The organism is Archangium violaceum Cb vi76 (assembly GCF_000733295.1).
GTDB classification, from domain to species: domain Bacteria; phylum Myxococcota; class Myxococcia; order Myxococcales; family Myxococcaceae; genus Archangium; species Archangium violaceum.
The window spans coordinates 1-26,158 of the sequence record NZ_JPMI01000403.1 but is presented as its reverse complement, the minus strand read 5'-3'; the positions used below and the strand labels follow the sequence as shown (position 1 = coordinate 26,158).

Annotated in this window: 19 protein-coding genes; 8 read left to right on the top strand and 11 right to left on the bottom strand. The window is 68.9% G+C overall.

Going from position 1 to position 26,158, the window contains the following annotated elements; genetic code table 11:
- Positions 1-88 precede the first annotated feature (88 nt).
- The 3 genes from Q664_RS49210 (at position 89) to Q664_RS49200 (ending at position 2,759) form a co-directional block, all read left to right on the top strand.
- A complete protein-coding gene (locus Q664_RS49210) occupies positions 89-1,096 on the top strand; it encodes a thiamine pyrophosphate-dependent dehydrogenase E1 component subunit alpha (protein WP_043413787.1) in 1,008 nt (335 codons plus the stop codon).
- 3 nt (positions 1,097-1,099) lie between these two features.
- Positions 1,100-2,155 (top strand): alpha-ketoacid dehydrogenase subunit beta, encoded by a 1,056-nt coding sequence (locus Q664_RS49205; protein ID WP_043413786.1) that lies wholly within the window; start codon positions 1,100-1,102, stop codon positions 2,153-2,155.
- A gap of 112 nt (positions 2,156-2,267) precedes the next feature.
- Positions 2,268-2,759, top strand: a complete 492-nt coding sequence (locus Q664_RS49200; protein WP_043413784.1) for a GNAT family N-acetyltransferase — start codon at positions 2,268-2,270, stop codon at positions 2,757-2,759.
- A gap of 56 nt (positions 2,760-2,815) precedes the next feature.
- Here the strand turns inward: Q664_RS49200 and Q664_RS49195 are convergent, their stop codons facing one another.
- Positions 2,816-3,178: a TIGR02266 family protein gene (locus Q664_RS49195; protein WP_043413782.1), complete on the bottom strand. Its 363-nt coding sequence runs from the start codon at positions 3,176-3,178 to the stop codon at positions 2,816-2,818.
- A 175-nt stretch (positions 3,179-3,353) separates the two neighbouring features.
- On the opposite strand from Q664_RS49195, the gene Q664_RS49190 reads away from it, so the two are divergent.
- Positions 3,354-4,229: a hypothetical protein gene (locus tag Q664_RS49190; RefSeq protein ID WP_043413780.1), complete on the top strand. Its 876-nt coding sequence runs from the start codon at positions 3,354-3,356 to the stop codon at positions 4,227-4,229.
- Positions 4,230-4,476: 247 nt separating this feature from the next.
- Here the strand turns inward: Q664_RS49190 and Q664_RS49185 are convergent, their stop codons facing one another.
- Positions 4,477-7,146: a phosphoenolpyruvate carboxylase gene (locus tag Q664_RS49185; RefSeq protein ID WP_043413776.1), complete on the bottom strand. Its 2,670-nt coding sequence runs from the start codon at positions 7,144-7,146 to the stop codon at positions 4,477-4,479.
- 242 nt (positions 7,147-7,388) lie between these two features.
- Between Q664_RS49185 and Q664_RS49180 the strand changes: the two genes are divergently transcribed.
- Positions 7,389-7,820: a hypothetical protein gene (locus Q664_RS49180; protein WP_043413774.1), complete on the top strand. Its 432-nt coding sequence runs from the start codon at positions 7,389-7,391 to the stop codon at positions 7,818-7,820.
- A 16-nt stretch (positions 7,821-7,836) separates the two neighbouring features.
- On the opposite strand, the gene Q664_RS49175 is transcribed toward Q664_RS49180, so the two are convergent.
- The 3 genes from Q664_RS49175 to Q664_RS49165 form a co-directional block, all read right to left on the bottom strand.
- Positions 7,837-10,395 carry a DEAD/DEAH box helicase gene (locus tag Q664_RS49175; RefSeq protein WP_043413771.1) on the bottom strand — a complete coding sequence of 853 codons (2,559 nt, stop codon included), beginning with the start codon at positions 10,393-10,395 and terminating at the stop codon, positions 7,837-7,839.
- Positions 10,396-10,504: 109 nt separating this feature from the next.
- A complete protein-coding gene (locus tag Q664_RS49170) occupies positions 10,505-10,807 on the bottom strand; it encodes a type II toxin-antitoxin system RelE/ParE family toxin (protein WP_043413769.1) in 303 nt (100 codons plus the stop codon).
- A gap of 44 nt (positions 10,808-10,851) precedes the next feature.
- A complete protein-coding gene (locus Q664_RS49165; protein WP_043413767.1) occupies positions 10,852-11,145 on the bottom strand; it encodes a type II toxin-antitoxin system Phd/YefM family antitoxin in 294 nt (97 codons plus the stop codon).
- Between the two features lie 228 nt (positions 11,146-11,373).
- On the opposite strand from Q664_RS49165, the gene Q664_RS49160 reads away from it, so the two are divergent.
- On the top strand, positions 11,374-12,003 hold the full coding sequence (locus tag Q664_RS49160) for a TIGR02265 family protein (RefSeq protein ID WP_043413764.1): 630 nt from the start codon (positions 11,374-11,376) through the stop codon (positions 12,001-12,003).
- A 19-nt stretch (positions 12,004-12,022) separates the two neighbouring features.
- Here the strand turns inward: Q664_RS49160 and Q664_RS49155 are convergent, their stop codons facing one another.
- From Q664_RS49155 to Q664_RS49145, 3 genes are all read right to left on the bottom strand, one after another.
- Positions 12,023-12,871 (bottom strand): MnmC family methyltransferase, encoded by an 849-nt coding sequence (locus tag Q664_RS49155; RefSeq protein ID WP_043413762.1) that lies wholly within the window; start codon positions 12,869-12,871, stop codon positions 12,023-12,025.
- 4 nt (positions 12,872-12,875) lie between these two features.
- The gene (tgt, locus tag Q664_RS49150) at positions 12,876-14,054 is read right to left on the bottom strand and encodes a tRNA guanosine(34) transglycosylase Tgt (RefSeq protein WP_043413760.1); all 1,179 of its coding nucleotides are present in this window, start codon (positions 14,052-14,054) and stop codon (positions 12,876-12,878) included.
- A gap of 163 nt (positions 14,055-14,217) precedes the next feature.
- Complete coding sequence (locus Q664_RS49145) at positions 14,218-15,411, bottom strand: LLM class flavin-dependent oxidoreductase (protein WP_043413757.1); 1,194 nt, start codon at positions 15,409-15,411, stop codon at positions 14,218-14,220.
- Positions 15,412-15,617: 206 nt separating this feature from the next.
- Between Q664_RS49145 and Q664_RS49140 the strand changes: the two genes are divergently transcribed.
- Entirely contained in the window at positions 15,618-20,915 is a 5,298-nt protein-coding gene (locus tag Q664_RS49140) for a trifunctional serine/threonine-protein kinase/ATP-binding protein/sensor histidine kinase (protein WP_043413755.1), read from the top strand.
- Between the two features lie 24 nt (positions 20,916-20,939).
- Here Q664_RS49140 and Q664_RS49135 read toward each other — a convergent pair whose 3' ends face one another.
- From Q664_RS49135 to Q664_RS49125, 3 genes are all read right to left on the bottom strand, one after another.
- Positions 20,940-22,466 carry a vanadium-dependent haloperoxidase gene (locus tag Q664_RS49135; protein WP_043413753.1) on the bottom strand — a complete coding sequence of 509 codons (1,527 nt, stop codon included), beginning with the start codon at positions 22,464-22,466 and terminating at the stop codon, positions 20,940-20,942.
- Between the two features lie 127 nt (positions 22,467-22,593).
- Positions 22,594-23,421 (bottom strand): ion transporter, encoded by an 828-nt coding sequence (locus tag Q664_RS49130; RefSeq protein ID WP_200883884.1) that lies wholly within the window; start codon positions 23,419-23,421, stop codon positions 22,594-22,596.
- A gap of 45 nt (positions 23,422-23,466) precedes the next feature.
- Positions 23,467-24,981: an alkaline phosphatase D family protein gene (locus tag Q664_RS49125; protein ID WP_043413747.1), complete on the bottom strand. Its 1,515-nt coding sequence runs from the start codon at positions 24,979-24,981 to the stop codon at positions 23,467-23,469.
- A 151-nt stretch (positions 24,982-25,132) separates the two neighbouring features.
- Here Q664_RS49125 and Q664_RS59810 point away from each other — a divergent pair, with 151 nt between their 5' ends.
- A complete protein-coding gene (locus Q664_RS59810; protein ID WP_160174671.1) occupies positions 25,133-25,333 on the top strand; it encodes a hypothetical protein in 201 nt (66 codons plus the stop codon).
- The last annotated feature ends 825 nt before the right edge of the window (positions 25,334-26,158 follow it).

Genomic DNA, 26,158 nt, shown 5'->3' with positions numbered 1-26,158 from the left:
AGGGAATCACGCCCGGGGTGCTTGAGTTTCCGGGCCGCCTTTGGGGTATAGGGGGCCCCGTTCCTTCCCCCTGACTAGAGAGACGCGCGTGCCAAAACCCCGCCTCCTCAACCGCGAAGAAGAGTCGCTCCCGCTCGAGCGGGAATTGCTGGTCCGGATGCACGACCTGATGGTGAAGGCGCGCGTCCTCGAAGAGCGCCTCATCCAGATGTACAAGCAGGGCCACGGCTACTTCTGGATTGGCGGCCCGGGCGAGGAGGCCTTCAACGTGCCCCTCGGCCTGCTGATGAAGAAGGGCCAGGGACCGGCCTACGACTACCTGCACGCGCACTACCGCCAGTCCGCCACGATGATGGCGCTGGGCGAGGAGCCCATCGGCGCGATGCGGCAGATGAAGAACGTGGTGACGGACCCCTACTCCGGCGGCCGCAACTTCGCGGGCCACTTCTCCAAGCGCGAGTGGAACATCGCCCCGGTGTCCTCCCCCATCGAGGTGCAGTACGCGATGGCCCCGGGCACGGCGCTGATGCAGAAGCGCCACGGCGGTGACGGCATCACCATCGTCACCGGCGGTGACGCGGGCACGGCCGAGGGCGATTTCGCCTCGTGCCTGGTGTGGAGCTCGCGCAAGGGCAACGAGCTGCCCGTGCTCATCATCGTCACCAACAACAAGTGGGGCATCTCCACGTCGGCCGAGGGCCAGCACGGCGAGACGAACGTGGCCGATCGCGGCAAGGCCTTCAACATGCGCACCAAGACGATCGATGGGAACGATCCCATCAACGCGTACCTGGAGTTGCAGGAGGCCATGGAGTACGTGCGCAAGGAGCGCAAGCCCTTCCTGATGGAGGCGGTGGTGTCGCGCCTGTACGGCCACTCCTCGGCGTCCGGCGCCAACATGGTGGGCAACGAGCAGGACTGCCTGACCACGTTCGAGCAGCGCCTGGAGAAGCACGGCATCCTCACGCGCAAGGAGATGGACGACCTGCGCAATCGCTACAGCGAGGACATGGCCGCCATGGCCCGTCAGGTCATCCAGGAGCCGATGCCCGGCCCCGAGACCATCTGGAACCACATCTACGCGGAGAGGAAGTAACCCATGGCCAACATGGCTCAGGCCGTTCGCATGGCCCTGCACTACGCCGAGGAGCACCTCGGCGTGACCGACATCTTCGGCGAGGACGTGGGGCCTCCCCTGGGTGGCGTCTTCACCGCCACGCAGGGTCTCAAGACGGCGTGGAACACGCCCCTGGACGAGCGCGGCATCATCGGCATGGCCATCGGTCTGGCCATGGCCGGCGGCAAGCCCGTCGCGGAGATCCAGTTCGCCGACTACATCTTCAACACCATCGATCTGCTGAAGGTCGCCGGCAACACGTGCTGGGCCACCAACGGGGACTGGAACCTCCCCATGGTGGTGAAGACGCCGGTGGGCAGCGGCATCCGCGGCTCCATCTACCACTCGCACTCCTTCGACGCGATGGCCACGCATATTCCCGGCTGGAAGATCGTCATCCCCTCCAACCCGCTGGATGCGTACGGGCTGATGATCTCCGCCTGCCAGGAGATCAACCCGGTCATGTACCTGGAGCCCAAGGCGCTCTTGCGCATCAAGGGCGAGGAGCGGATTCCGGGCGAGCCGGACAACGACAAGCTGCTGTCGAAGATGATCGACGCGCCGCTGGGAGACCGCTCGCAGTGGAAGCCGCAGTGGCCGGAGCTCGAGGCGTACGCGGTGCCCATCGGCAAGGGCAAGGTGGTGCGCGCGGGCTCGCAGGTGACGGTGGTGAGCTACGGCCGCACGCTGCCCCTGTGCAAGAAGGCCGCGGACGACCTGGCCGCCGAGGGCGTGGACGCCGAGGTCATCGACATGCGCACCCTGTGGCCGTACGACTGGGAGCTCATCAAGGGCTCGGTGGAGAAGACGGGCCGCGTGCTGTACGTGAACGAGGACACCGAGGTGACCAACTTCGGTGAGCACCTGGTGCGCCGCACGGTGGAGGAGCTCTTCTACAAGCTGATGGCGCCCCCCCGGCTGCTGGCCGGCAAGTTCATCCCGGGCATCGGCCTGGCGGACGCGCTGGAGATGGCCTCGGTGCCGCAGCAGGGTGACATCACCGCCGCCATCCGCACGCTGGCGGGCGAGCAGCCCTGATTCTCGCACCTGGAGAAACGATGTAGGCACGGGAGGGCGGCCCGGAGAAGAGTTCCGGAGCCGCCCTCTGCCTTTGCGAGGTTGCCCGCGCCTTGAGTAGAGTGGGGGGGCCGTGCAACCGACGCCAACCAGAACCCCTGCCCCGGACGCTCCCCCCTTCCGTATCCGCCGCGCTCGCCGCGGTGATGCCGAGAGCCTGGCCTCGCTCCTGCGGGAGATGGGCTACGCCCATGGCTCGGATGCCCAGACGGTTCACTGGGTCATCAGCCATCCGGAGATTGAAATCTTCGTGGCGGCGGACACCCAGGATCGCCCCGTGGGCATGGTGTCGCTGTCGCACCGGCCGCAGCTGCGGCTGCGCGGGCGGATCGCCACGGTGGACGAGCTGGTGGTGACGGAGACCTGGCGGCGCCGGGGCGTGGGCCGGGCGCTCATGCAGCAGGTGCTGGAGCGGTGCGGCGCGCGGGCCCTCAGTGTGAAGCGGCTCGAGGTGAGCGCCTACGCGCTGGAGGAGCTGCGCACCTTCTACGTCTCCTGCGGCTTCGTGCAGGTGGACAACCTGGTGATGCGCCACGCGGACCTGGAGCGTCAGCACGGGCAGTAGCGCACTGCCCGGGAGCACCCACCGGCGGGGCCGCTCGGGCCCCGCCCCGCTTCACCTCAGCGCTTGAAGCTGGCCACCACGCGCTGCAGGCGGGCCTGGTCCTCGTCGGAGACGCCGACGAAGCGCACGCCAATGGCCTCGGCGTCGTCGCGCACCCACGAGATGATGCCCTCGAGCTCGAAGTCCTCCCCGTCCACCGTCATCTGCAGACGGACGTGAGAGCCCACGTCGTAGGAGCGGCGCGTGCGCAGGCACAGGCCTCCCGCCGACAGGTTGAGGGAGTACGCGCGCAGCGCCCTCGCGGCGTCCGCCGTCTCCTGGAAGCGGACGTCGAACGTCGCCGTCACCCGCTCGTGAGCCCTCCGGTTGGCCCCCGCCACCGCCGACATCTCCGCAGCCTCGGCCGTTTTCATGGTCATGCGCACTGATTCCCTCGGGCGTGTTTCAGATGGAAGCCCCTGGTACGGAAAAACGCCGCTCCAGGTCTTCTTCAGGGCGCCAAGTGTCCGCTGTCCTCCATGTCTTGTTCAAGGGGGGCCCGTTTCTCCCGGGACGTCTTATTAGTCCCGTTCGTCACTCCAGCAGGGGCCAGCGATGCGGGCGAACGTGATTCTCTTGAGCGGTGTCCTCGTGGTCGGCCTGATGGCCGGTGGCTGCCGCAACGGGCAGGGGGGCTCGGGAAGCGACGCGGGGGTGGCGGATGCCGGGATCAAGGGCGGCGGGGATGGAGGGACGCCAGGCCCGGATGGAGGTGGGGAGGAGGCGGCCTGTGACGTGGCGCGGCAGCGGGGCTGCGACGGAGGCGCGATCTGCCTGCGGGGGGTGATGGAGGACGGTGGACAGGGGAATCGCTGCTTCCCCGGCGAGTGCGATCCGGTGGCGCAGGACTGCCCGGCGGGGAGCAGGTGCACCTACGTACGCCAGGGGAGCGCGACGAGCCGCCGCTGCGTACCGGAGGGGCCGGTGTCGGAAGGTGGGGCCTGCACGAGTGACACGAGGCCGGGGGGCGACGTCTACGACACGTGCGGGGCGGGGCTGTACTGCACGGATCACCCGGAGACGGACGGGGGTATCGCGTTCACGTGCGAGAAGTTCTGCCGGACGGGAGAGCAGTGCACGGCGCGGAAGGATTGCACCGAGGTGCTGCGCTTCGTGGGCTCGGACGAGCTGCCAAGGGTGTGCGGGGCAGCGATGTCCGCGTGCGATCCGCTGGCGCGGGGCTGTGCGAGCCCGCTGGGGTGCTACCCCTCACCGGAGAGCGGGCCGGTGTGCGTGACGGCGGGGACGGTGGAGGACGGAGCGGCGTGCACGTACTCGAATGACTGCCGGCCGGGGAGCGCGTGCGTGAAGAACGGAGCGGGACGGGCGTGCCGGGAGCTGTGCCGCTCGCCCTCGGGAGAACCGGCCTGCACCTCGGGGCGCTGCGAGCCCCTGCAGGACTTCGCGGGAGTGGGAGCCTGCGTGCCGTGAGGCCGTAAAGCCGTGATGCTTCCACGCGAGCCCACTTCCCCTCTCCCCTCGGGAGAGGGACGGGGTGAGGGTGTCTCGGGCCCCGGGCTGAACCCGTTCTCGGAGGAAGAGGGTCCCGTGGACTCCCCTGCTCCCATGCGCCCGGGCCGGGTGAACGGGCAGTGGAACGGGAACAGGCCCCCTCACCCCGACCCTCTCCCGGAGGGAGAGGGAGGAGGTGCTCGGGTCCGAACACATCCGCTTCACATCACCCCGTGTTGCGCATGCCCGCGGCAATGCCCGCCAGGGTGAGCAGCAGGGGGCGATCGATCTTCTCCGCCCCCGCCCTCTTGCGCCGCAGCAGCTCCACCTGGAGGAAGGACATGGGGTCCACGTACGGGTTGCGCAGGGAGATGCTCTCGCGCAACTGCCGGTTGCTCTCCAGGATGCGCGCCTCGCCCGTCACGCGCTTCACCCAGCGGCGGGTGCGCGAGTATTCGGCGCGGATGCGCTCCCACAGCGGGCGCGTGGACTCCGGCGCCAGCGCCGCGTAGCGCGAGGCGATCGCCATGTCCGACTTGGCGAGCACCATCGCCACGTTGTCGATGACCGTGTGGAAGAAGGGCCACTGGCGGTACATGCGCTTGAGCTGCGCGAGCCCCTCGGGCCTCGAGCCGTACTCCTCCAGCGCCGAGCCCACGCCGTACCACCCCGGCAGGATCGCGCGGTTCTGCGTCCAGGCGAACACCCACGGGATGGCGCGCAGGGACTCCAGTCCTCCCGCGGAGCGCTTGCTCGGCCGCGAGCCGATGGGCAGCGCGGCGATCTCCTCGATGGGCGTGGCCGCCTGGAAGAGCGGGACGAAGTTCGGGTCCTCCCAGACGAGCCCCCGGTAGGCACGGCGGCCCAGCTCCGCCAGCTCGTCGAAGGCCGCACGGAACGGCGCCTCCTCCTCGGAGGCCACGCGCGGCTGCGCGTCCAGCGAGTGCAGCAGCACCCCGCTCAGCACCAGCTCCAGGGTGCGCTGGGCCAGCTCGGGCCGGGCGTACTTCTGATCCAATGCTTCACCCTGCTCGGTGGCCTTGTACGTGCCCGCGACACTCCCGGGAGGAAGCGCGAGGATGGCCTCGTGCGCGGGACCACCGCCCCGGGCCACCGTCTCACCGCGTCCGTGGAAGAGCCGCAACTGCACCCCCGCCTCGTGCGCCACCCGGGTGAGCGCCGTCTGGGCCCGGTAGAGCGCCGCGCTGGCGGCCAGCAGCCCCACCTCCTTGCCCGAGTCGCTGTACCCCACCATCACCTCCTGCACGCCACGGGCTTGCAGGTGCTTGCGGTACTCGGGGTGGGCGAACAGCTCGCGCAGCACGCGCGGCCCGTCATCGAGCGCGCCGAGCTGCTCGAACAGCGGCACCACGTCCACGGTGGCGCACCCACGGGCCTCGTCCCACAGGCCGGACTCGCGCGCACAGGTGAAGGCCGCGAGCACGTCCTCGGCGGTGGAGGCCATCGACAGGATGAGCGTCCGGCAACACCCCTCGCCGGACTCGGCCTGTGCCTCGCGCACCCGCTGCAGCACCGCCAACAGCCGCGCCCCGCCCTCGGTGGGCTTGGGTCCTCCGTCCAACGACGCGGCGGCACTCCGGGCGTCCTCGGCGGGCGCACGGGCCTCCAGCTCGGCCAGGTGGAAGCCCATGACCCGCACCCGGGCGATGAGCCGGCGCACCTGCCGCAACCCACCGTGCCGCGACTTCGCGTCGATGAGGGAGCGCTCGAGGAGCTCCAGGTCCCCCAGCATCTCCGCGGGCGAGCGGTAGGCGGTGGGAGCCAGGGCCTCGGTACGGCCAGCACGGCGGCCCTCGACGTAGACGAGGGCGGCCTGGAGGCGGGCCTCCATGAAGCGCAGCTTGCGGCGCCAGGGCTCGCCCGTGGTGCGCGAGCCGTAGCGGCTCATCACCTCCGGCAGCTCCGCGGCGTCCTTCTCGAGCGAGGCCCGCAGCTCCTTCGACACGTAGGCATGCTGCTCGGACTGGGTGAGCACCCAACCGAGCCGGTACACCTCGCCCAACAGGGCCCGGAGGCCGCGGGCGCGGTGGGCGCGCAGCGTGTCCGCGAGCACCTCCGGCGTCACCAGCGGGTTGCCATCCATGTCTCCGCCCACCCACGAGTGCAGCCGCACCGGAGTGGCGAGCACGCCCAGCGGCTCCCCGTAGGCGCGCTCGAAGGACCAGTCGAGCGTCTCCGGCATGAGCGCGAGCTGCTCGCCGAGCACCTCCTCCACGTACCAGAGGGCGTTCTTCACCTCGTCGCCCACGGTGGGCCGCTCGCGGCGCAGCTCGTCCGTCTGCCAGAGCGCGGTGATCTCCTCGCGCATGGATGCGAGGGTGTCGGCCTTCTCGCGAGGCGTCAGGTGGCTGCGGTCACGCTCCTCGAGCAGCCGCGCCAGGTGATAGACCTTCTGCAGCACCGTGCGGCGCGACGCCTGCGTGGGGTGCGCGGTGAGGGTGAGCGTCACCCGCATGGAGAGGAGCAACTCCCGGACGCGCGAGGCGGGAACGCCCGCCTGCTTCAGCGCCTGCATCACCGCCTCGAGCGAGCCGCGCTGGGGAGCCTGGCCTCCACCGATGGCATGTTCGCGGGTGCGGCGGATGCGGTGGTGCTGCTCGGCGAGGTTGGCCAGACGGAAGTAGGTGGAGAAGGCGCGGAGCACGGGCTCGGCGCGCTCCAGGGGCATCTCCCGAAGAAGCGCGGCCAGCTCCGAGGCGGCGGCCCGGCGCTCGGACTTCGGGCCGCGGCGGCGCTGGATGGAGAGGCGCCGGACGCGCTCCTCCAGGTCGAAGAGGGCCTGGCCCTCCTGCTCGATGAGGACTTCGCCGAGCAGCCGGCCCAGGAGCCGGACATCCCGGCGCAGCTGCGGATCCACGTGACGGATGGGAGGCATAGGGGAGGAGAACGTAATGCCGCACACGCACCCCGATCCACATCGGCCGTGGGGGTCCTCCACCGCCGTCCATATTGAGACAGGGTCTTCCGGCGGGAGGGCACGGCTTTCCGAGAAGCGCCTCGGTTTTCCGAGGAGCCGCGGATGGCCGGGCGGGGCTCTTTCAGAGTGAGGTCCGAGTCTGGCGGCTGGCGCTGAATTTGCTGAGACCCGTCGCGAGACAGAGCGCGTCAGGAGGAATCATGCGTCATCTGCTGTTCATCGCCGTGATGGGGTCGGGCCTTGGCCTGGCCGGGTGTGGACCCGCCGTCGTGGTGGAAGCGGAGGGAGACTCGAAGCCGCCGCTCTCCATCGGAAACGCTCCCGTCGACATCAAGAGCGTCTCGCTCTCGGGAGACATCCTGGAGCTGTCGCTCTCCTACACGGGAGGCTGTGCGCGACACTCCTTCTGGCTCGAGTGGGATGGAATCTTCCTCACGAGCAGTCCGGTGCAGGTGCCGATCGTCCTGGGTCATGACGCCCGGGGTGACCGCTGCGAAGCCCTGCCCTCCGAGACACGGCGCTTCGATCTGACGCCACTCAAGGAGGCGTGGCGCCAGGGCCACCAGCAGACGGAGGGCTCCATGTCCATCCGCATCCAGGGCACCCCGCACTCCGTGCTCTATACGTTCTGAGCCTCGCGGCGGAGACTCACGTTCCGATGCGGCGCAGGGTGAGCAGCGGCCCGTCGTCCACCTTGCGTCCGGTGAGATCGATCACGCAGTCGAGCATCCAGTCGCCATGGCCCTCGGGGTCGAGGATCCGCTGCTGGGCCTCCCACTGCCGCGGGCCCGCCTCCTTGAGGAAGGTGTTGGCCGGCCGGCGCGCCTGCGGGGTGAGCACCACACTCTTGCACTCCTCGAAGTAGGGCGTCATCGCCTCGCCGAGCTTCGTCACCGTCCACTGCTCCCCGCCCTCGTCCTGCCGCAGCAGCGCCAGCGCGTCCGGGTAGCGCCTGTAGGCGAGCGCCCGCAGCAACCGGTGCAGCTCGTTGCGCACGTGCGCCGCGAAGGCCCGGGGATCGTCCGTGAGATCCTGCGGCTTGCGGTCCGGAGCCTCGGCCCGGCGCACCACCACCTCGCCCGGGTTCTTCATCCGCTCCCACTCCTCCAGGAGGCTCTGGTCCACGTAGCGGATCATCGCGCGCAGCCACTCGATGATCTCGTTGACCTCCTGGTTGCGGTACCGCTCGGGCACCGTCTGGGTGAGCGCCTTGTAGACGTCACCCAGGTAGCGCAGCAGCACGCCCTCGCTGCGCTGCAGGCCGTACTCGCGCACGTAGTCGTGGAAGGACAAGTAGCGCTCGTACATGTCGCGGACGATGGACTTGGGCCGGATGTTCTCCGCGCCCACCCAGGGGTGCTTCTCCGCGAAGGCGTTGAAGGTGGTGTAGATGAAGTCCCGGTTGGGCTTGGGCCACTCGAGCTTCTCCAGCTCCTCCATCCGCTGGTCGTACTCCATGCCCTGGGCCTTCAGCTCGTTGATCTTGTTGCCCTTGAGCTCGTGCAGTTGGGCGTAGAGCACCACCTCCGGATTCTCGCAGATGGACTCCACCAGCGTCACCACGTCCAGCGCGTACGTCTCCGCCTCGTGGTCCAGCTTGTTGAGCGTGTCCAGCAGGTAGAGCGACAGCGTCTGGTTGAGCGAGAAGTCACGCTGCAGCCCCGGCGCCACCATCACCGTGGCCCCCGAGCCGTCCTGCCCCTTCTGCACGATCACCAGGCCCGCGTTGCGCAGGGTCCGGAAGCACGCCGCGGCCTCCTTCAGGTTGCGCCGCTTGATGTACTCCGAGCCGTGCGAGCGGAAGATGAGCCGCACCAGCCGCTGGTATCCCTCGGCGCCGCCCACCATCTCGCTCTGCAGCAGGTTGAGCAGGAAGCCGTGCGTCACCTCGAAGCGCGACTCCAGCGCCTCGGGGATTCCGGCCTGCAGCCGCTCGAAGGTGTTCTTGTCGTAGTTGACGAAGCCCTTCTGCGGCGGAGGCTTGCGCGGCAGCCGCTTGCCACCCTTGGCCTCCTTCTGGGCGATCTTCACGTTCTCGATGACGTGCTCGGGGGCCTGCGCCACCACGCTGCCCTGCGTGTCGAAGCCCTTGCGGCCCGCGCGCCCGGCGATCTGCTGGAAGTCGCGCACGCTCAGCGTGGCCAGCTTGTCGCCGTTGAACTTGAAGAGCTGCGTGAAGAGCACCGTGCGGATGGGGATGTTCACCCCCACGCCCAGCGTGTCCGTGCCGCTGATGACCTTGAGCAGGCCCGTCTGCGCCAGCCGCTCCACCAGCAGCCGGTACTTGGGCAAGAGGCCCGCGTGGTGCATGCCGATGCCGTGGCGCAGGAAGCGCTGGAAGTCCTTGCCGTAGGGCGTGTCGAAGGACGCCTCCATCAGCGCCTGCCGGATGGCCTCCTTGTCCTCCTTGGTGGAGAAGTCCACGCTCATCAGGTTCTGCGCCTGCTCGGCCGCGGCCCGCTGCGAGAAGTTCACCAGGTAGATGGGCGCCTTGTTCAGCCGGATGAGGTCCTGGATGGTCTCGTGCAGCGGCGTCTCGCGGTACTCGAAGTCCAGCGGCACCGGGCGCTGCGCGCTGCGGACGCTGGCCACCTCACGGCCGGTGAACTCCTGCAGCCGCTCCTCGATGAGGTGCGTGTCCCCCAGCGTCGCCGACATCATCAGGAACGTGGTCCGCGGCAGCGTGATGAGCGGAATCTGCCAGGCGATGCCGCGCTCGCGGTCCGCGTAGTAGTGGAACTCGTCCATCACCACGTAGTCCGCGCTCAGCGTGGCGTCGCGCAGGGCCAGGTTGGCCAGGATTTCGGCCGTGCAGCAGAGGATGCGCGCCTCGCGGTTGATGGCCGCGTCGCCGGTGAGCAGGCCCACGTTCTCCGGTCCGAAGGCCTCGCACAGCGCGAAGAACTTCTCGTTGACCAGCGCCTTGATGGGACAGGTGTAGTAGGACACCTTACCTTCGGCCATGGCCTTGAAGTGGAGGGCCATGGCGACGAGCGACTTGCCCGAACCCGTGGGGGTCTTGAGGAACAGGTGCTTGCCACCCAGGAGCTCGAGGATGGCCTCCTCCTGCGCCGGGTAGAGGGACAGGCCGGTGGACTCGACCCAGCCGACGAAGCGGCTGAGGATCTCATCGGAATCCAGGGGACCCTGCGAGCGGTCGGGCAGCAGCGCCGCGAGCGGCGCACGGGGAGTTTCGATCGTCACCATTGGTCAGGACTCTAGGCGGGAGGGCGAGCCGCCATCCGGGAAAAGTGCATGACGGCGTCCGGGGCCATCCCTGGTCAACGAAAGGAGTCCAACCCCCATTCCGGCCCCATCACGGCTCGTCATCCCCGGCGAGGAGTCCTCCCGGGAAACGGCGATGACCCTCGAAGACCGTCAGGATTTCGATCGTCTGCTCTCGTACGCGATAGACGATCCGGTACGTCTTCCGAAAGACCTCCCGTACCTCGTCGCGCCGCAGCTCAGGAACGACGCGCCCAGCGAAGGGCGTGGCCGCGGCGGACTCGGCGGTGGCGATGAGCAGACCGACCCATCGCTCCGCGGCCACGGGATCATCCCCGGCGATGTAGTCGCCAATCGCCCGCAGATCCTTCAGCGCACGCTCAGTCCAAACCACTTCATGCGAAGGGCGTTCTTCCGGCGGCGGTGGCTTGCGCTGGCTCACCTGGGCTCGGGCTTCCGGTACCGTTTCTTCATTTCGGCCACGACGGCTTCATGTGAATGAACCCGTCCGGCCTCCGCGTCCTCGAGACCCTCCTCAACGGCCGCGACGAAACGAGCTCTGTCCATCAGGCTGTCGAACGATTGGGGCGAGAGCAGGACGCCGGCGGGCTTGCCGTTCTGGGTGATGACCAGCGGCTGTCCGGACTCCCCGATGCGCCGCAACCACTCGGATGCCTGGGCCTTGAAGTCGCTGACCGGAACGATGTCATCGGACACACGAAGAGGACGCATGGATGAACCTCCTGATGGTCCAAAGGTTAGTCCGAATCCGGTCCGTTAACAGTCCTCATGACACTCCCTTACACACCCGCACCTGCTCCCCCCGTCAATCCGGAGCGCACCGGGTGTTCCAGTCTCACGCCAAACTCCCGGTTTTTGTTCACTTCTCGTGCACAAGTGCACGCTGCCTGAACAGCCATGTAGCGGGGACGGCCGCCGACCGGATATACCAGGAGGCCTATGACCGGCGACAAGCTCGTCTATGCAGGAACCGTCGAGGCGCTTTTCCTCAAGGCACTCGAGAACCGGATCACGCCCGCGTGCCGTCTGCGCCTGCGTGAGGCGGGGCTCGACCTGGAGCAGAAGCTTTCTCCCACCTACACGCTCGAGCAGTGGAAGAACTTCCTCCGCATCGCGGCGGGCCACATCTACGCGGGTATGCCCGCCGAGGCGGCGTACTACTCCCTCGGTGAGCGCTTCATGGATGGCTACTTCTCCACTCTCTTCGGGCGGACGCTGCTGGGCGTGGCCCGGCTGCTCGGTCCCCGGAGGGCGCTGACGCAGGCCCGGCTCTGCTTCCGGACCAGCACCAATTGCAGTGAGGTGCGAATCGTGGAGCGGGGGCCGACCGAGGTGGAGTTCTGGCTGACGGACATCGGCGCGGATCAGCCGACCTTCGTGGCCGGTGCCCTGGCTCGCGCGGCCGAGCTGGCCGGTGGTCAGCGCGTCGCCGTCGTCCCCGAGGGCTTCGACGGCCAGTCCGCCACCTACCACGTGCGCTGGTCCGAGCAGGCCGACACCGCCGTCTCGCCCGAGCTCGCCGCGCGCGGCTCCGCGGCGGCTCAGGCCTCGACCCGGCCTCCGGCCTAGGTTCGAAGGACTCCGGTGCTCAGCCCACCCGCCACTGCGGATGGGCGAGCACCCTCGCCTCGAGCTCCGGCGTGAGGGGCTCCCCATGGGGCGCGCGGGACGAGGAGCGGCGCCACCGCTCCAGCCAGCGCTCTCCCAGCGGTAGAGCCAGGGACTCGCGGTGTGTGGCCCCCACCGTCGTCTCGCCCTTGGTTCCCGTGGACACGCCCGCTCCCACGTAGAAGCCCGCCAGCAGCAGCGTGACGCGCGTGGGGGTGGCCGCGCTGTACGTCAGCAACTGCGCCCCCTCCCCCTCCTCCCGGCAGCACGCCCTCACCTGGGACAGCACGCGCGTCGTCCACATCTCCGGGTTGGACGCCGGGGAGAACGGATCGAAGAACACCAGGTCCGCCCTGGGCAGCCCCGCGTCGATCAGCCCCTGCGCATCCCCCAGGTGCAGCCGCCAGCGCAGGCCCTCGGCCTCCCAGACGCCGTCACGCATGAGGGCCTCGGCCGCCTCGCGGAAGGGTTGCAGGAAGGGGAAGCCCGCCGCGTCCGCCAGCGCCAGCCGCAGCGGCGCCAGGTCCACCTCGAAGCTCACCAGCTCCAGGGCCCTCCGGCGCTCGGCGCCCAGCTCCCGCGCACAGGTGAGCGCCGCCACCGCGTTGGTGGCCGCCCCCAGGCCCACGTCGTGGATGACGAGTGTTTCGCCCGGGGTGCGCAAACGCTCGGCCAGCCGGGGCTGCTCCACGTAGAGGCGCAGGGCCTCCTGCCACGGGCCCACCGAGGGGTGCATCACCTCCCCGTGCCCGAGGTGCCGCACCGCCCGCGAGCCGTTGCGCAACGTCACCAGCTCGAAGTCACCATCCCGAGGGTTCTCGGAGTCCACGCGCTCAGCCCACTTCCTTCAGGGTGACGGCGCCCGGGCCCACCTCGAGCTTCGCCTCCTTGAGATCCTTGGGCGTGGCCACCGCCTGCTTCAGCTCGCGGTAGGCCTGCGCGTAGGAGCCTCGGAGGATGGCGTCGCGCATCTTCCAGGTGAGCTGCTGGTAGTGGTGCACGTTGTGCACGGACAACATGCGCGAGCCGATGTGGTGCTTGCCGCTCATGAGGTGTTGCAGGTAGCCGCGGCTGAAGCGCTTGCACACGGGGCAGTCGCACGTCGGATCCAACGGCTCGTCCGACAGCCGGAACACCTGGCGCGTGATCCGCACGAGTCCCTGGAAGGTATAGGCGTAGCCCTGCTGCGCCATCTTCGTGGGGATGATGCAGTCGAACATGTCCACGCCGCGCAGCACGGCCTCGAGCAGGTCCGTGGGGGTGCCCACGCCCATGAGGTAGCGAGGCTTGTCCTGGGGCAGCGACGCGGCGGCGCGGGCCGTCATGGTCTTGCGCTCCTCGTTCGTCTCCCCCACCGCGAGGCCGCCGATGGCGAAGCCGTCGAAGGGGTGCTGGGTGAGGAAGGCGGAGCTCTCGTCGCGCAGGTTCGGGTGCACGCCGCCCTGGACGATGGCGAAGAGGGCCTGCCCGGTGTCCACCTGGTTCTTGGCCGCGAGGCTGCGCAGGGCCCAGCGGTGGGTGCGCTCCATGGCCTCGCGCGTGCCGGCCTCGTCCGTGCGCGAGTCGATGCACACGTCCAGCACCATCATGATCTCCGAGTTGATCGCCTGCTGCATGGCGATGCTGGACTCGGGGCTGAGGAGCTGGCGGCTGTTGTCGTGGAAGCTGCGGAAGTGAGCGCCCTTCTCGGTGATGAGCCGGTCCTCGGGCAGCGAGAAGATCTGGAACCCGCCCGAGTCGGTGAGCACCGCCCCATCCCACTGCATGAAGGGGTGGATGCCGCCGAAGCGCTTGAACACCTCGATGCCCGGCTTGAGCATCAGGTGGTACGTGTTGGACAGGATGATCCTCGCGCCAGTGGCCTTCACCTCCTCCATGCCCAGGTGGCGGAAGGAGGCGTGGGTGCCCACCGGCATGAAGACGGGCGTGGGGATGGAGCCCCGCCGGGTATGCAGCACCCCGGCACGGGCCCCGGTGGGGTCGGTGGTGACGAGCTCGAAACGGACGGCCATTGGCGCCGCCTTATACCCGCGACGGGCGCGGGACATGCCCGCTATCTGCTCGGCCGCCCTCCAGCCCGGCATCCCACCGTGTGGGCGCCCCTTCCGGGTACAGCCGGAAGACCCTCACCCTGACCCTCTCCCAGAGGGAGAGGGGACATCCACGGACACTCCGCTAGGGCGCCTTCGGGGCGCTGAACTCCGGGATCAGCTCGCCCGTGAGGCGGAGGCTCTTCATGACCTTCTCGTGCGTCAGGGGGGCCACCTGATGGAAGGACATGAGGGCGTCGATGCCCAGCGACTCGTAGCGCTTGAGCCGCTTGCGCACCTGGTCCTTCGTCCCGACGATCAGCGACTCCTGCTCGCCCAGCACCTCCCAGACCTCCTGGTCCGGGACGTCCTCGCCCTGCATGATCCGGCCGATGACGCGCTGCGCCCGGGAGTGCGGCGCGTTCGGGTCCTTCTTCCGCAGGTACTGGCCGGTCAGCCCACCGCCCGCCGGATCCTTCGCCATGGCCTCGAGCTCGGTGGCCGTCTTGATGAACGCCTCCTTCGCCTCGAAGAACGTGAAGGAGCCGCTGGTGTACCGGGCCGCCGCCCGGGCCGCGCCGTTCTCCATCGCCTCCTGCTCGCTGTCCGCGCAGTGGACGAAGGTGAAGAAGGCCACCTGCTCGTTCACGAACTGGCCCACCGGCTTGCAGTGCTTGCGGATGGCCTCGCGGTAGATGTGGATCATCTCCGCCACCTCCTCCAGGGAGGCCCACAGCGTCACCCCGAGCGCCCCCACGCCATTGCGCCCCGCCTGCTCGAACGAGGCCGGACTGGAGCACGCCTGCCAGAGCGGCGGGTGCGGCTTGCGGTAGGGCTTCGGGACGATGTTGACGTTCTTGATCTGGAAGTCGCGGCTCTCCCAGGAGAACGACTGCTGGGTCCACATCTGGGGGATCATCTCGAAGGCCTCCTGCATCTGCCCCCGGGTGGAGTCGGGGTGGATGTTGAAGGTCCGCCACTCGGGGATGGTGCTCCGGGCCAGGCCGAGCTGGAAGCGGCCCCCGCTCAGGTGGTCGATGAAGGCCGAGCGCTCGGCGACTCGGATGGGGTGATTGAAGCGCGCGGGCGCCAGCACGGACGAGTGCCCGACATGCAGCCGCTTCGTGCTCATGGCGATGGCCGTCAGCATGCACTCGGGCGCCGAGCTATAGCTGAACTCCCCCGCCGCGTGGTGCTCGACCTGCCACCACACGCCGTACCCCATCTCGTCGGCCAGCCTCGCCTGCTCCAGGGTCTCCTGGAACAGGCGGTGCTCATGGTCCGCCTCGCCCCAGCGCTCCTTCGGGTGCTGCATTTCCGAGAAGACATCAAGCCTCATGTTGTTCCCTTCTTCTGTGCTGAACGCCTCATGGTTCCGGGCGGTGGGACCGCGAGCGGCAGGGTCAGGCAGAGTGGCCCGGCCGGGAAGTCTAGCTCAAGGCTCGGGGCGTCATGGTCTACCCATCCCCTCGGCCAAGCGCGTACGCTCCGGCGCGTTGGCGTGACGAGCTCATGGGGCCCGGTTTCCGCCGAGGACGATCATCCATGTTGGACATCCCGGGTTACAGAGTTCTTGGCACCATTCGAGCGACGGGCTCGAACGTGCTCTTCCAGGCGGTGCGCGAGGCGGATGGCCTCCCCGTCATCCTCAAGACGCCGATGGCGCCCTCGCCCGGCCCCGGCGAGAGCGAGCGGTACCGGCGCGAGTTCTCCATCCTGCAGCGGTTGCGGGACGTACGCGGAGTGGCCCGGCCCTATGCCTGCGAGCGGCTCCGCGAGCGGCCCGTGTTGCTGCTGGAGAAGGTGCAGGGAGAAACCCTGTCCGAGTCCACGGGCCAGCCCCTGGAGCTCTCCCGGTTCCTGGAGCTGGCCATCTCCCTGGCCTCCACCCTGGAGGAGGTCCACTGCCGCAACGTCATCCACAAGGACATCAAGCCCTCCAACATCATCGTGGAGCCGTCGGGTGAGGCGCGGCTCATCGACTTCGGGGTGGCCACGCTGCAGAAGGTGGAGCACCTGGACGCGGCGCCCACGCATCTGATCGAGGGGACGCCGGCGTACATGTCCCCGGAGCAGACGGGGCGGATGAACCGGGCGGTGGACTACCGGACGGACTTCTATTCACTGGGAGTGACATTCTACGAGCTGTTGACGGGGCGGCGCCCGTTCCAGGGGCGGGACGCGCTCGAGTGGTTCCACGCGCACATGGCGCAGACGCCACGGCCACCGCACGAGCTCAACCCCGAGGTGCCGCCGGCCTTGTCCGCGCTCGTGCTGAAGCTGCTGGCGAAGGTGGCCGAGGAGCGCTACCAGAGCGCCGCGGGCCTGAAGGCGGACCTGGAGCGGTGCCGCGAGGCGCTGGGCCAGAGCGCGCAGGAGGTGTTCGCGCTGGGGACGCAGGACACGCCCTACCGGTTCCAACTGCCCCAGCGGCTCTACGGGCGTGACGCGCAGGTGTCCACCCTGCTCCAGGGCTTCGAGCGGGTGGCGCGCACGGGCCGGCCGGAGCTGTTCCTGGTCAGCGGGTACTCGGGAATCGGCAAGTCCTCGGTGGTGCACGAGCTGTACAAGCCGGTGGTGCAGCGGCGCGGGTTCTTCCTGAGCGGCAAGTTCGACCAGTTCCAACGGGACATTCCGTACGCCACGCTGGCCCAGGCGCTGCGCGGGCTGGTGCAGCAGTTGCTGGCGGGGAATGACACGGAGCTCGCGCGCTGGCGCGAGCGGGTGAACCAGGCCTGGGATGGCCAGGGCCAGGTGCTCGTGGACCTGGTGCCTCAACTGGAAGTGCTGGTGGGTTCACAACCCGTGCTGCCGGCGCTGCCCAGCGTCGAGGCGCAGCACCGCTTGCGCAAGGTGATCCGCCAGTTCCTGGGGGTGTTCGCCACCCCGGAGCACCCGATGGTGGTGTTCCTGGATGACCTGCAGTGGGCGGACCTGGCCAGCCTCCAGCTGATCCAGCAGCTGCTGTCACAGCCGGAGACGCCCCCGGTGTTGTGGATGGGGGCCTACCGGGACAACGAGGTGAGTCCCTCGCACCCGCTGGTGCCGGTATTGGAGGCCGTGCGCAAGGCGGGAGCCCGGATGACGGATCTCCGCCTGGAGCCGCTGAACGTGGAGCAGGTGGAGCAGCTCGTGGGCGATACGCTGCCCGGCGCGGGAGGGGAGGTCGTCGCGCCCCTCTCGGCGCTGCTGCACGAGAAGACGGGGGGCAACCCCTTCTTCCTGCTGCAGTTGATGGTGGCGATCCACCACGATGGGCTCGTGGTGCGCGTGCCCGGGGGTGGCTGGCAGTGGAACGCCGAGGGGGTGCGGGCCCGGGACTACTGCGACAACGTCGTCGACTTCATGGTGGTCAAGCTGCGCCAGTTCCCCTCCGGGACGCAGCACCTGCTGCGGCTGGCGGCGTGCGTGGGCAATGTCTTCACGCTCCAGATGCTGGGCACCCTCTCTGGCTTCGGCGAGGACGTGGAGCAGGTGGAACAGGGGCTCGAGCCCGCGCTCCAGGAAGGCATGCTGATCCGCGCCGGTCCGGAGCAGTACCGCTTCCTCCACGACCGCATCCAGCAGGCCGCCCACTCGCTCATCTCCGAGACGGAGCGGAAGGCCGTGCACCTGCGCATCGGCCGGTTGCTGCTCGAGAGCCAGTCCCAGGAGCAGGTGCGCGAGACGCTCTTCGACGTGGTGAGCCAGCTCAACGCGGGCGTGGACCTGATCGAGGCTCCGGAGGAACGCCACCGGGTGGCGCGGCTGAACGCGGAGGCCGGGTGGAAGGCCGAGGCCGCGGTGGCGCTCCGCCCCGCCATCACCTACTTCGCCACGGCCTTCACGCTCATTCCCGGAGACCCCTGGGAGACGGACTACACGCTGGCCTTCCAGATGCGGCTCGCGCGGGCGAGATGTGAGCTCGTGAGCGGCAACGTCGCCGAGGCGCGCCAGTGGGTGGAGCAAGCCCTCTGCCGGGCCCGGACCCGGGCGGACACCACGGCCGCCTGGTGCCTGAAGAGTGACGTCTGCATCGCCACGGGGGAGATCCAGGCCGCCGTCTCGTGCGTCCTGGAGAGCCTGGCGCTGCTCGGCATGCCCATCTCCGCGCACCCCACCCGGGAGGAGGCGGAGGCCGCTCATGCGGAGGCGTGGGCCCTGCTGGCGGAGCGCCCCATGGAGAGCCTCCTCCAGCTGCCCCTCATGACCGACCCGGAGATGAAGGTCGTGATGGGTGCCCTGGCCTCGCTCTTCGTGAAGGCCTACGTCACCGACAACCACCTGCTCACCATCAACCTGAGCCGGCTGGTCACCCTCACCCTCCGCCACGGCTTCGTGGAGGCGTCGGTGCTGGGGTTGGGCTGGTTCGGGGTGCTCACCGGCATCTTCTTCAAGCGGTACCAGGAAGGCGAGGCCCTGGCCCTGCTCGCCTGCGAATTCGTGGAGCGGCACAACCTGCCCGCCCTCCGGTCCAACGCGCTCCTCGCCCTGCAGAGCATCGCCACCTTCACCCAGCCCCTGGCGAGCGCGCAGGAGATCACCCTCGCCGGCTTCCAGCAGGGGCTCCAGTCGGGGGACTTCTATTCCGCCAGCTGGTGCGGCTCCTCGATCGCCACGAACCGCCTCCTCATGGGGCACAACCTCGAGGACGTCCACCAGGAGCTGGCCGCGCGCAAGGAGTTCGCGGACAAGGCGGGGGTCCTGGATCCGCAGGAGCTGCTCCTCATCTACCAGAGCTACGTGCGGCAACTGCGCGGGCGCTCGCTCTCGTTCTACACGCTGAGCGGAGAGGGCTTCGACGAGCCGGCCTTCGAGGCCAGGATGACGCCCGACCGCATGAGCAGCATGCGGTTCCGGTACTGGCTCGTGAAGCTCGAGTCGCGCTTCATGTGCGGCAACCACGAGGAGGCGCTCGACGCGGCGGACAAGGCGGCCGGGCTCCTCTGGTCCAACATCGGCAGCATCTACGTGCGGGAGTTCCACCTCTTCCGGGCCCTGACCCTGGCCATGCGTTTCGAGGGCGCCTCGCCGGAGGAGCGGCAGCGGGCGCTCGTGGACATGCGGCGCGACCAGCGGCAGCTCGCGGAGTGGGCCGAGCAGTGCCCCGAGACCTTCCGCGCGTGCGAGCGGCTGGTGACCGCGGAGCTGGCCCGCCTCCAGGAGCGGCCGGATGAGGCGACACGCGCCTACGAGGAGGCCATCCGCCTGGCCCGGGAGAGCGGAGCCACCCAGCACGTGGGGCTGGCCAGTGAGCTCGCGGCGAACTTCTGGCACACGCGGCAGGCTCCCATCGTTGCCCATGCCTTCGCGCGCGAGGCCCGGGCGGCGTATCAACACTGGGGAGCCACGGCCAAGGTCCAGCACCTGGTGGCCCGGTGGCCCCACCTCGAGCCCTCCGCGGCCACCGTGGACAAGTCGGACACCAGCAGTACGGACTCGACCCGCATCGACGCGCTCACGGTGGTCAAGGCCCAGCAGGCCATCTCCGGCGAGATCGAGCTGGAGCGGCTGGTGAGGACGATGATGCGGGCGGCCATCGAGAACGCGGGAGCCCAACGAGGCGCCCTGCTGCTGCCGAGCGGGGACACGCTCTCGGTGGCGGCCTTCTCGGATATCGCGCAGGGCGGCGCCGAGGTCCTCGCGGGGGAAGAGGCGGCCCGGGAGCTTCCGTGGACGCTCCTGGCCTATGTCCGGCGCACGCGCGAGCACGTGCTCATCGGGGATGCCTCCAAGCCCCATCCCTTCTCGTCCGATCCCTACCTGGAGCGTGGGGGGGCGCGCTCGGTGTTGTGCCTGCCCCTGGTGAGGCAGGAGCAGTTCTCCGGGGCGCTGTACCTGGAGAACAACCTGGCCACCAACGCCTTCAGCCCGGCACGCCTGGCGCTCCTGGGGCACATCGCCTCGCAGGCGGCCATCTCCATCGAGAACGCGCGGCTGTACGCGGACGTGCAGCGCGCCAAGACGGATCTGCGCCGGGCCAACGACGAGTTGGAGCAACGGGTGGACGAGCGCACGCGCGAGCTCCGGAAGGCCCAGTCCCGTCTGGTGGACACCGCGCGCGAGGTGGGAATGGCCGAGGTGGCCTCCAACGTGCTGCACAACGTGGGCAATGTGCTCACCAGCGCCGTCGTCAACCTCGAGATGATGCGCCAGGCCGTGGGAACCTCGCGCGTGAGCCGGTTGAAGCAGGCCGCGGCCCTGCTGTGGGAGAACCGTGAGGAGCTGGTGAATTACCTGTCCCGGGATCCGCGAGGCCGCAACCTGCCGGAGTACCTGTCCGCACTGGCCGATGAGCTGGTGCGTGAGCAGACGCGCCTGATGGACGACATGGATGCGATGGGCCGGCACGTCGAGCACATCCGCGCCATCGTCCAGGTGCAGCAGAAGTACGCCACGAACGCGCTGATGACGGAGGAGTGCGATCCGGCCCAGCTCATCGACGACGCGCTGCGCATCCAGATGGCGGCGCTGCAGCGTCACGGCGTGAACGTGCGGCGCGAGCTGTCGCCAGTGCCCAGGATCAGTGTGGACAAACACAAGGTGCTGCAGATCCTCATCAACCTGATCAGCAACGCGAAGCACTCGCTGGACAGGATGCCCGAGGGCAAGCGCAACCTGTGGGTGCGGCTGCTGATGCGGGAGCGGATGGTGCGCATCCAGGTGGTGGATGACGGAGCGGGAATCGCGCCGGAGGTGAAGGACAAGCTGTTCGCGCACGGCTTCACCACGCGCAAGGACGGCCACGGCTTCGGGCTGCACTCGAGCGCGCTGGCGGCGCAGATGCTGAAGGGCTCCCTCACCCTGGACAGCGAGGGACCCGGCATGGGCGCCGTGGCCACCCTGGAGCTACCGCTCTCCTAGCGGCCACGCGCGCCCGTCGAGGCGCTACGGCGCCTCGCTCACCCGGACCGTGCCGTTGAAGTAGGCCTGGATGCGCGGCCAGACGAAGTTCGCCACCCGGCGCCCCATCTCCAGCCCCATCTCGTTGTCCGCCTGGATGTGGTAGCCGCCCATCAGGCGGGAGATGCCGGCCATCTCCGCCGTCGCGCTGAAGGTGGGCAGAGACAGCGTGACCTGGCAGTCCTCTTCCGTGTCGTTGGAGGGCTTGCCCTTGCGCTGCTGGATGATGTTGCACGGGAAGCCCGGCTCGGTGAAGTCGCCCGCCCTCAGGTGCGCCACCTTGCCGAAGGTGTCCCTGCCGGTGAACAGCTCCAGCATCCGGCCGCTCGCGGCGCTCACCGCGCTGTGCCCGGACACATAGCCGGGGAACGGCGGGGTGATGAACGTGGACGGCGAGTAGGGATGCCACTGCTCGGCCGGGATGCGATCGACCCCCTGCCCCGGACCGACCCAGCCCCACACCTTCTTGCCGGCCTCGTCGTAGCGCACCAGCGTCCACGGGCGGGAGCTGTCATAGAAGCGCTTGGACTCCCAGGCGGCGATGAAGGCGTCCATGGCCACGTTGGCCACGGAGAAGAAGAGCTTCACGTCCTGGTCCAACCCGTAGCGGTCCCGCCGCGACACGTCCTGGGCGAAGCTCAGCCAGTGGCCCGACTGGCCCGTGGAGCGCGGGCCGTCGCGCATGAACTCGACGAGGGCCTTCTCCTCCGGAGTGAGGGTGGCGTTGAAATCCATGACCTGCTTCACCTCGCGGCGCAGCTGCGGCGAGCCCACGAGGGGCGGCGGCGGCGGACGGAACTGGCTGCTGGACGCGAGCGCGAAGGGCGTCACCCGGTACCAGTGCGGCGTGAGGAAGCCGGGCGTCACCGTGCCACCGTTTCCGTCGTCGAACGAAATGGGCTGCCAGCGGTTGGGGTCGATGATGCGGTCCGGCGGATTGACGGGCGTGTAGCCGGTGTAATCGGAGTAGGGAGTGCCATCGGAGCCCGGCTCGTCGCCGAACTGGTTGGAGCCGTCATGGCGCCGGTACGCGAGGACCGCCGCGGCGGCGAGGTTGCCCACCCCCTGCGGCGTGGAGGGGTTGGTGGACATGTCGTCCGGGTCGTAGCCCCGCTGACGCATCTGCGCCGCGTAATAGGCCTGCTCGTCCGGGTAGACGGACAGCAGGGCGCGATAGGCGGCGTAGGCGATGGCCTTCTCCTTGTTGGCCAGGGTGTGCTCGGCTCGCGGACGGCGCAGCGAGCCACCCAGACGCGTGCCCACCGCCCGCGTGTCATAGGCCGCCCAGGCGTCGTACATGGCCGTCAGCACGATGGCCAACGTGCGCGACAGCACCGTGGGGCGAGCGCCCCGGAGGTCCACCTCGCGAGCCGTGGCCTCCAGGGAGATGTCCAGCCACTGGTAGGCGGCGGAAGGAGTGGACGCGGATGCCGCGGGAACTTCTGCGCTCGCGGGTCTCCCCACGAGCAGGAGGAGAAGGACGCCTGTGAACAGGACGCGGAGTGAATGCATGGCAGCCTTTTGGATGAGCCCTCGCGAGCGGTGTGCCCTGGAGGTGCCCGGACGCTCGCAGAGACATGCGGCGCGGGGCAATGCCCACCTGATTGATCATGTCTTGCCGTGAAAGATGGTCCCTGGATCAGAGGCGGGTGCCGCAGAACTTGCAGTGCACCGCGTCCACGTCATGGCCCTCGGCGCCACAGCCGGGACAGGCCTCGGGGTTGAGCCCGGGACGGGACGCCGCCGCGAGCTCCACCGACACGATGCCCGTGGGGACCGCGATGACGCCGTAGCCCATGATCATCAGCACCGAGGCGATGAACTGCCCGGGCACCGTCTTGGGGGTGATGTCACCGAAGCCCACCGTGGTCATGGTGACGATGGCCCAGTACATGCCACGCGGGATGCTGTCGAAGCCGTTCGCCTCGCCCTCCACCATGTACATCACCGAGCCCATGATGACGACCGTGCTCAGCACCGCCCCGAGGAAGACGGTGATCTTCGGCCGGCTCGCGCGCAGGGCGGTGAGGAGCACCTCGGCCTCCCCGAGGAAGTTCACCAGCTTGAGCACACGGAAGATGCGCAACATGCGCAACACGCGGACCACCAGCAGCGACTGGGCCCCGGGCATCATCAGGCTCACATAGGTGGGCAGGATGGCCAGGAGGTCCACCAGCCCGAAGAAGCTCCGCGCGTAGAGCAAGGGGCGGCTCACGGCGAAGAGCCGCAGCACGTACTCCAGGGTGAACAGGAGGGTGAAGCCCCACTCCACGACGCGAATGACCGGCCCGTACCGCGCGCGGATGGGCCCCACGCTCTCCAACATCACCGCGAGCACGCTGAGGACGATGGCCCACAGCAGCGCCACGTCGAACGCCTTCCCCGCCGGAGTGTCCGACTCGAAGATGATCTCGTGGAGCCAGGCGCGGACTCCTGGAGGAGGACTCTGCTCGGAGGGGCGCATCACGCCCCCAGTGTAGACGACGCCTTCCCCCCACAGGGGTGCTTCGTGTCAGAGCGCCAGCAACGTCTGTTCGATGGGGCGCTCCAGGCCCTCGGCGTAGTAGCGCACGCGCAGGTTCCGGTCGGGGTCCCACCCCTCCTTCCCGCTCGGGCCGAGGTCCAGCACGGCGAAGTTCCTCCGGAAGAGCAGGCGCCCATCCGGATTGCCCGGCAGCTCCAGCAGCCTCCCGTGGAAGAGATCCTGGTACATGTCCACCGACTCCGAGCCGACGCCGAGCTCCACCACCTTGCGGAGGAAGCCGGTGGGAGGCTCGGAGCCGATGCCGCTGGAGACCACCTGGGTGAGCTCCGGTTGGTCGGAGTCATTGCGCTTGTGGGAGGGCATCCGGGAGCGCAGCCGGGCCGTCGTCCCCACATGCACGTCCCCACCCACCAACGTCACCTCGGTTCCTGGCGAGCGCTTGCGGAAGTCGAAGAGCCGGTTGAGCAGCTTGCGCAGCTCCTCGGCGTTGTTGGGCTCCATCCACGAGTCCCTCACGTCTCCGAGGAACGAGGTGAGCCCGAGCTTCTCCAGGACTTTACTGGCCGCCGCCACCTTCGCATGCAGAGGGGGCACGCCCGTGACGACGAAGAGCCGCTTGAGCCCCGCGCTCAGTTGGGCCTCCAGCCACGTATCGATCTCGGCCCACTGCTTGCGGCCGATGATGGTCTGCTCCTTCCAATCGCGGTGCGAGCGCCCGTCGAGCACCAGCAGCCCGACACCATTGCTCACCCACCCGAAGCCGAACGAGTCACTGAAGCCCGGAGGGTTCAGGCGCTGTTGGAACTCCCCGAAGGCCGTCCGCGCGGCCTCGAAGAAGGCGCGGTCCGCGGGAGTCACCTCGTCGTGGGAGCCCCACCCGTCGAAGATGTCGTGATCGTCCCACATCATCATCGAGGGCACCGAGCCGAGCACCGCGGCGAGCTCCGGCCGCTGCCACGTCTCGCAGTACACGGCGCGGAAGGACTCGCGCAGCCGATGCATCAGCTCCTCGTTCTGGGGCGTCAGGCAGTCATCCAGGTCGGCGCGCTGCCACGCCTCGCGGATGTGGTCCGCGTAGATCTGATCTCCCAGGTGGATCAACAGATCCACCTCCCCCGCCGCGACCACCTCCCCGAGCCGCTTCCACATGGCATGACGCCGGGACGGCTCGTTCACCGTGTAGCAGCCATTGCAGCTCACCAGACCGATGCGCAGCGGCTGGCCGGGCGGAGGCAGCAGCCGGAAACGGGAGAGTCCCCCCGCGCACGAGAGCTCCTGGAGCGAGGGAAGCCCCTCCTCCGAGGCCGAGACGGCCACCGCGTACTCGACCGTGGAGGACGCGGCGAGCCCCTCCAGCTCGAACGAGCCGTGGAGGAAGGAGGAGCCCTCGGGCCGGCTCAGCCGCAGGGAACGCTCCTGGAAGGCGCCCTCCCCCGAGCGGAACGCGAGCCGGGCATGGGTGAGGCCATTCTTCGCGGTGATGGAGATGCGAGCGGTGGTGCTGGAGCAACAACCCACGGTGGTGATCAGCGGCCTCGACATGCCCCCCATCATCCCATGGCCCGGGCCCTGGCACACAGTGGGCACCGGGTAGCCAGCCGGGCGTGTTCCGAGCCTCGGAGGCGCACTCATCCAAACACGGGCCGGGTGCGTAACCCCCTTTGAACGAAGCGCAATCAGGAGGGATACGGACATGAGGACGATGAAGAAGAACCAGGCGCCCCGGCGCGGAGTGGACGTGCTCTCGCGGCTTCCCGAGCTCACCGAGGGCGAGGCACGCGCGGTGACCGGAGGAGCCGCGAACATCTATTACGACGTCTCGACGGGGACCTACATCCTGCGTCCGGCGGGCACCGTCTACGTCGGTCCCGGGGTCCTCGTCGGCCACACCTGAGCGGGAGCATGTAAACACCCCTGCGCTGCCCACTTGGGTGCACGGCGGCAGCGAAGTGTGACTGTCAGACCTTCCCTGTAATCCAGGAGTGAAGTCCCGAGTTCCTGCCGCTTCCAGGGAAGAGGTCCGACATGCCTCCGCTTTCCGGCACCCGGCCGCGCCAGTCGTTCCAGGGCCCGTGTCTCTGGCCTCATCGCGCAGGGGCATGGGTGCTGGTGCTGGCCGCGTTGGTACTCCCCGTTGGGTGTGCCTCACAGGGGCCCCCGCGGCCACCCGCTGGGAGCCTGCTCTCCAACTCCAGATACCGGCCACCCACCCCTTCGTTTCTGGAGGAAAGAGCCGGGGATGAATCGCGGCACGACAGAGGGGCAGAGCATGAGCGGGCGCTGCCGGAACCATCCACTGGATTCGCGCCAGTGCAAGAGGGGCCCACGAGGCTCACGGCCAATCCGGGGTCCGGTCCCGCGGATGTCCATGGACCGAAGCCCGTGTTCCGGCCGAGCCCTCCACCGCCGGCCCTGGATGCGCCAGGGGAACCCTCCGCGTCCCCGCGCATCGCGCCGAATCCCCGGCCGATGGTTCCCATCCAATCGCCTACGCCGGGCAACACGGCCGTCCAGTCGCCACCGGCAAGAGTGCCCCAGCCCATCGCGCTCCCCATGCCATTCTGGGCTCGGGTCGCCGCGCTCGTCCTGATGCCGGGAACGGCCCACGCGCCCGACCAGGTCCCGGAATGTGAGAAGGCTCGCTGGCACAAGAACGAGCACCTGGCGGGCCAGCGGCATCCGGTGACGGGGGTTCTCTTCAAGGAGAACGGCTATCCCC

Coding starts and splice junctions, on each gene's coding strand:
- Q664_RS49165 (WP_043413767.1), bottom strand. CDS start 11,145: ATGCGTCCTCTTCGTGTGTCCGATGACATCGTTCCGGTCAGCGACTTC.
- Q664_RS49145 (WP_043413757.1), bottom strand. CDS start 15,411: ATGAGGCTTGATGTCTTCTCGGAAATGCAGCACCCGAAGGAGCGCTGG.
- Q664_RS59810 (WP_160174671.1), top strand. CDS start 25,133: ATGAGGACGATGAAGAAGAACCAGGCGCCCCGGCGCGGAGTGGACGTG.
- Q664_RS49185 (WP_043413776.1), bottom strand. CDS start 7,146: ATGCCTCCCATCCGTCACGTGGATCCGCAGCTGCGCCGGGATGTCCGG.
- Q664_RS49175 (WP_043413771.1), bottom strand. CDS start 10,395: ATGGTGACGATCGAAACTCCCCGTGCGCCGCTCGCGGCGCTGCTGCCC.
- Q664_RS49205 (WP_043413786.1), top strand. CDS start 1,100: ATGGCCAACATGGCTCAGGCCGTTCGCATGGCCCTGCACTACGCCGAG.
- Q664_RS49140 (WP_043413755.1), top strand. CDS start 15,618: ATGTTGGACATCCCGGGTTACAGAGTTCTTGGCACCATTCGAGCGACG.
- Q664_RS49135 (WP_043413753.1), bottom strand. CDS start 22,466: ATGCATTCACTCCGCGTCCTGTTCACAGGCGTCCTTCTCCTCCTGCTC.
- Q664_RS49125 (WP_043413747.1), bottom strand. CDS start 24,981: ATGTCGAGGCCGCTGATCACCACCGTGGGTTGTTGCTCCAGCACCACC.
- Q664_RS49195 (WP_043413782.1), bottom strand. CDS start 3,178: ATGACCATGAAAACGGCCGAGGCTGCGGAGATGTCGGCGGTGGCGGGG.
- Q664_RS49180 (WP_043413774.1), top strand. CDS start 7,389: ATGCGTCATCTGCTGTTCATCGCCGTGATGGGGTCGGGCCTTGGCCTG.
- tgt (WP_043413760.1), bottom strand. CDS start 14,054: ATGGCCGTCCGTTTCGAGCTCGTCACCACCGACCCCACCGGGGCCCGT.
- Q664_RS49190 (WP_043413780.1), top strand. CDS start 3,354: ATGCGGGCGAACGTGATTCTCTTGAGCGGTGTCCTCGTGGTCGGCCTG.
- Q664_RS49160 (WP_043413764.1), top strand. CDS start 11,374: ATGACCGGCGACAAGCTCGTCTATGCAGGAACCGTCGAGGCGCTTTTC.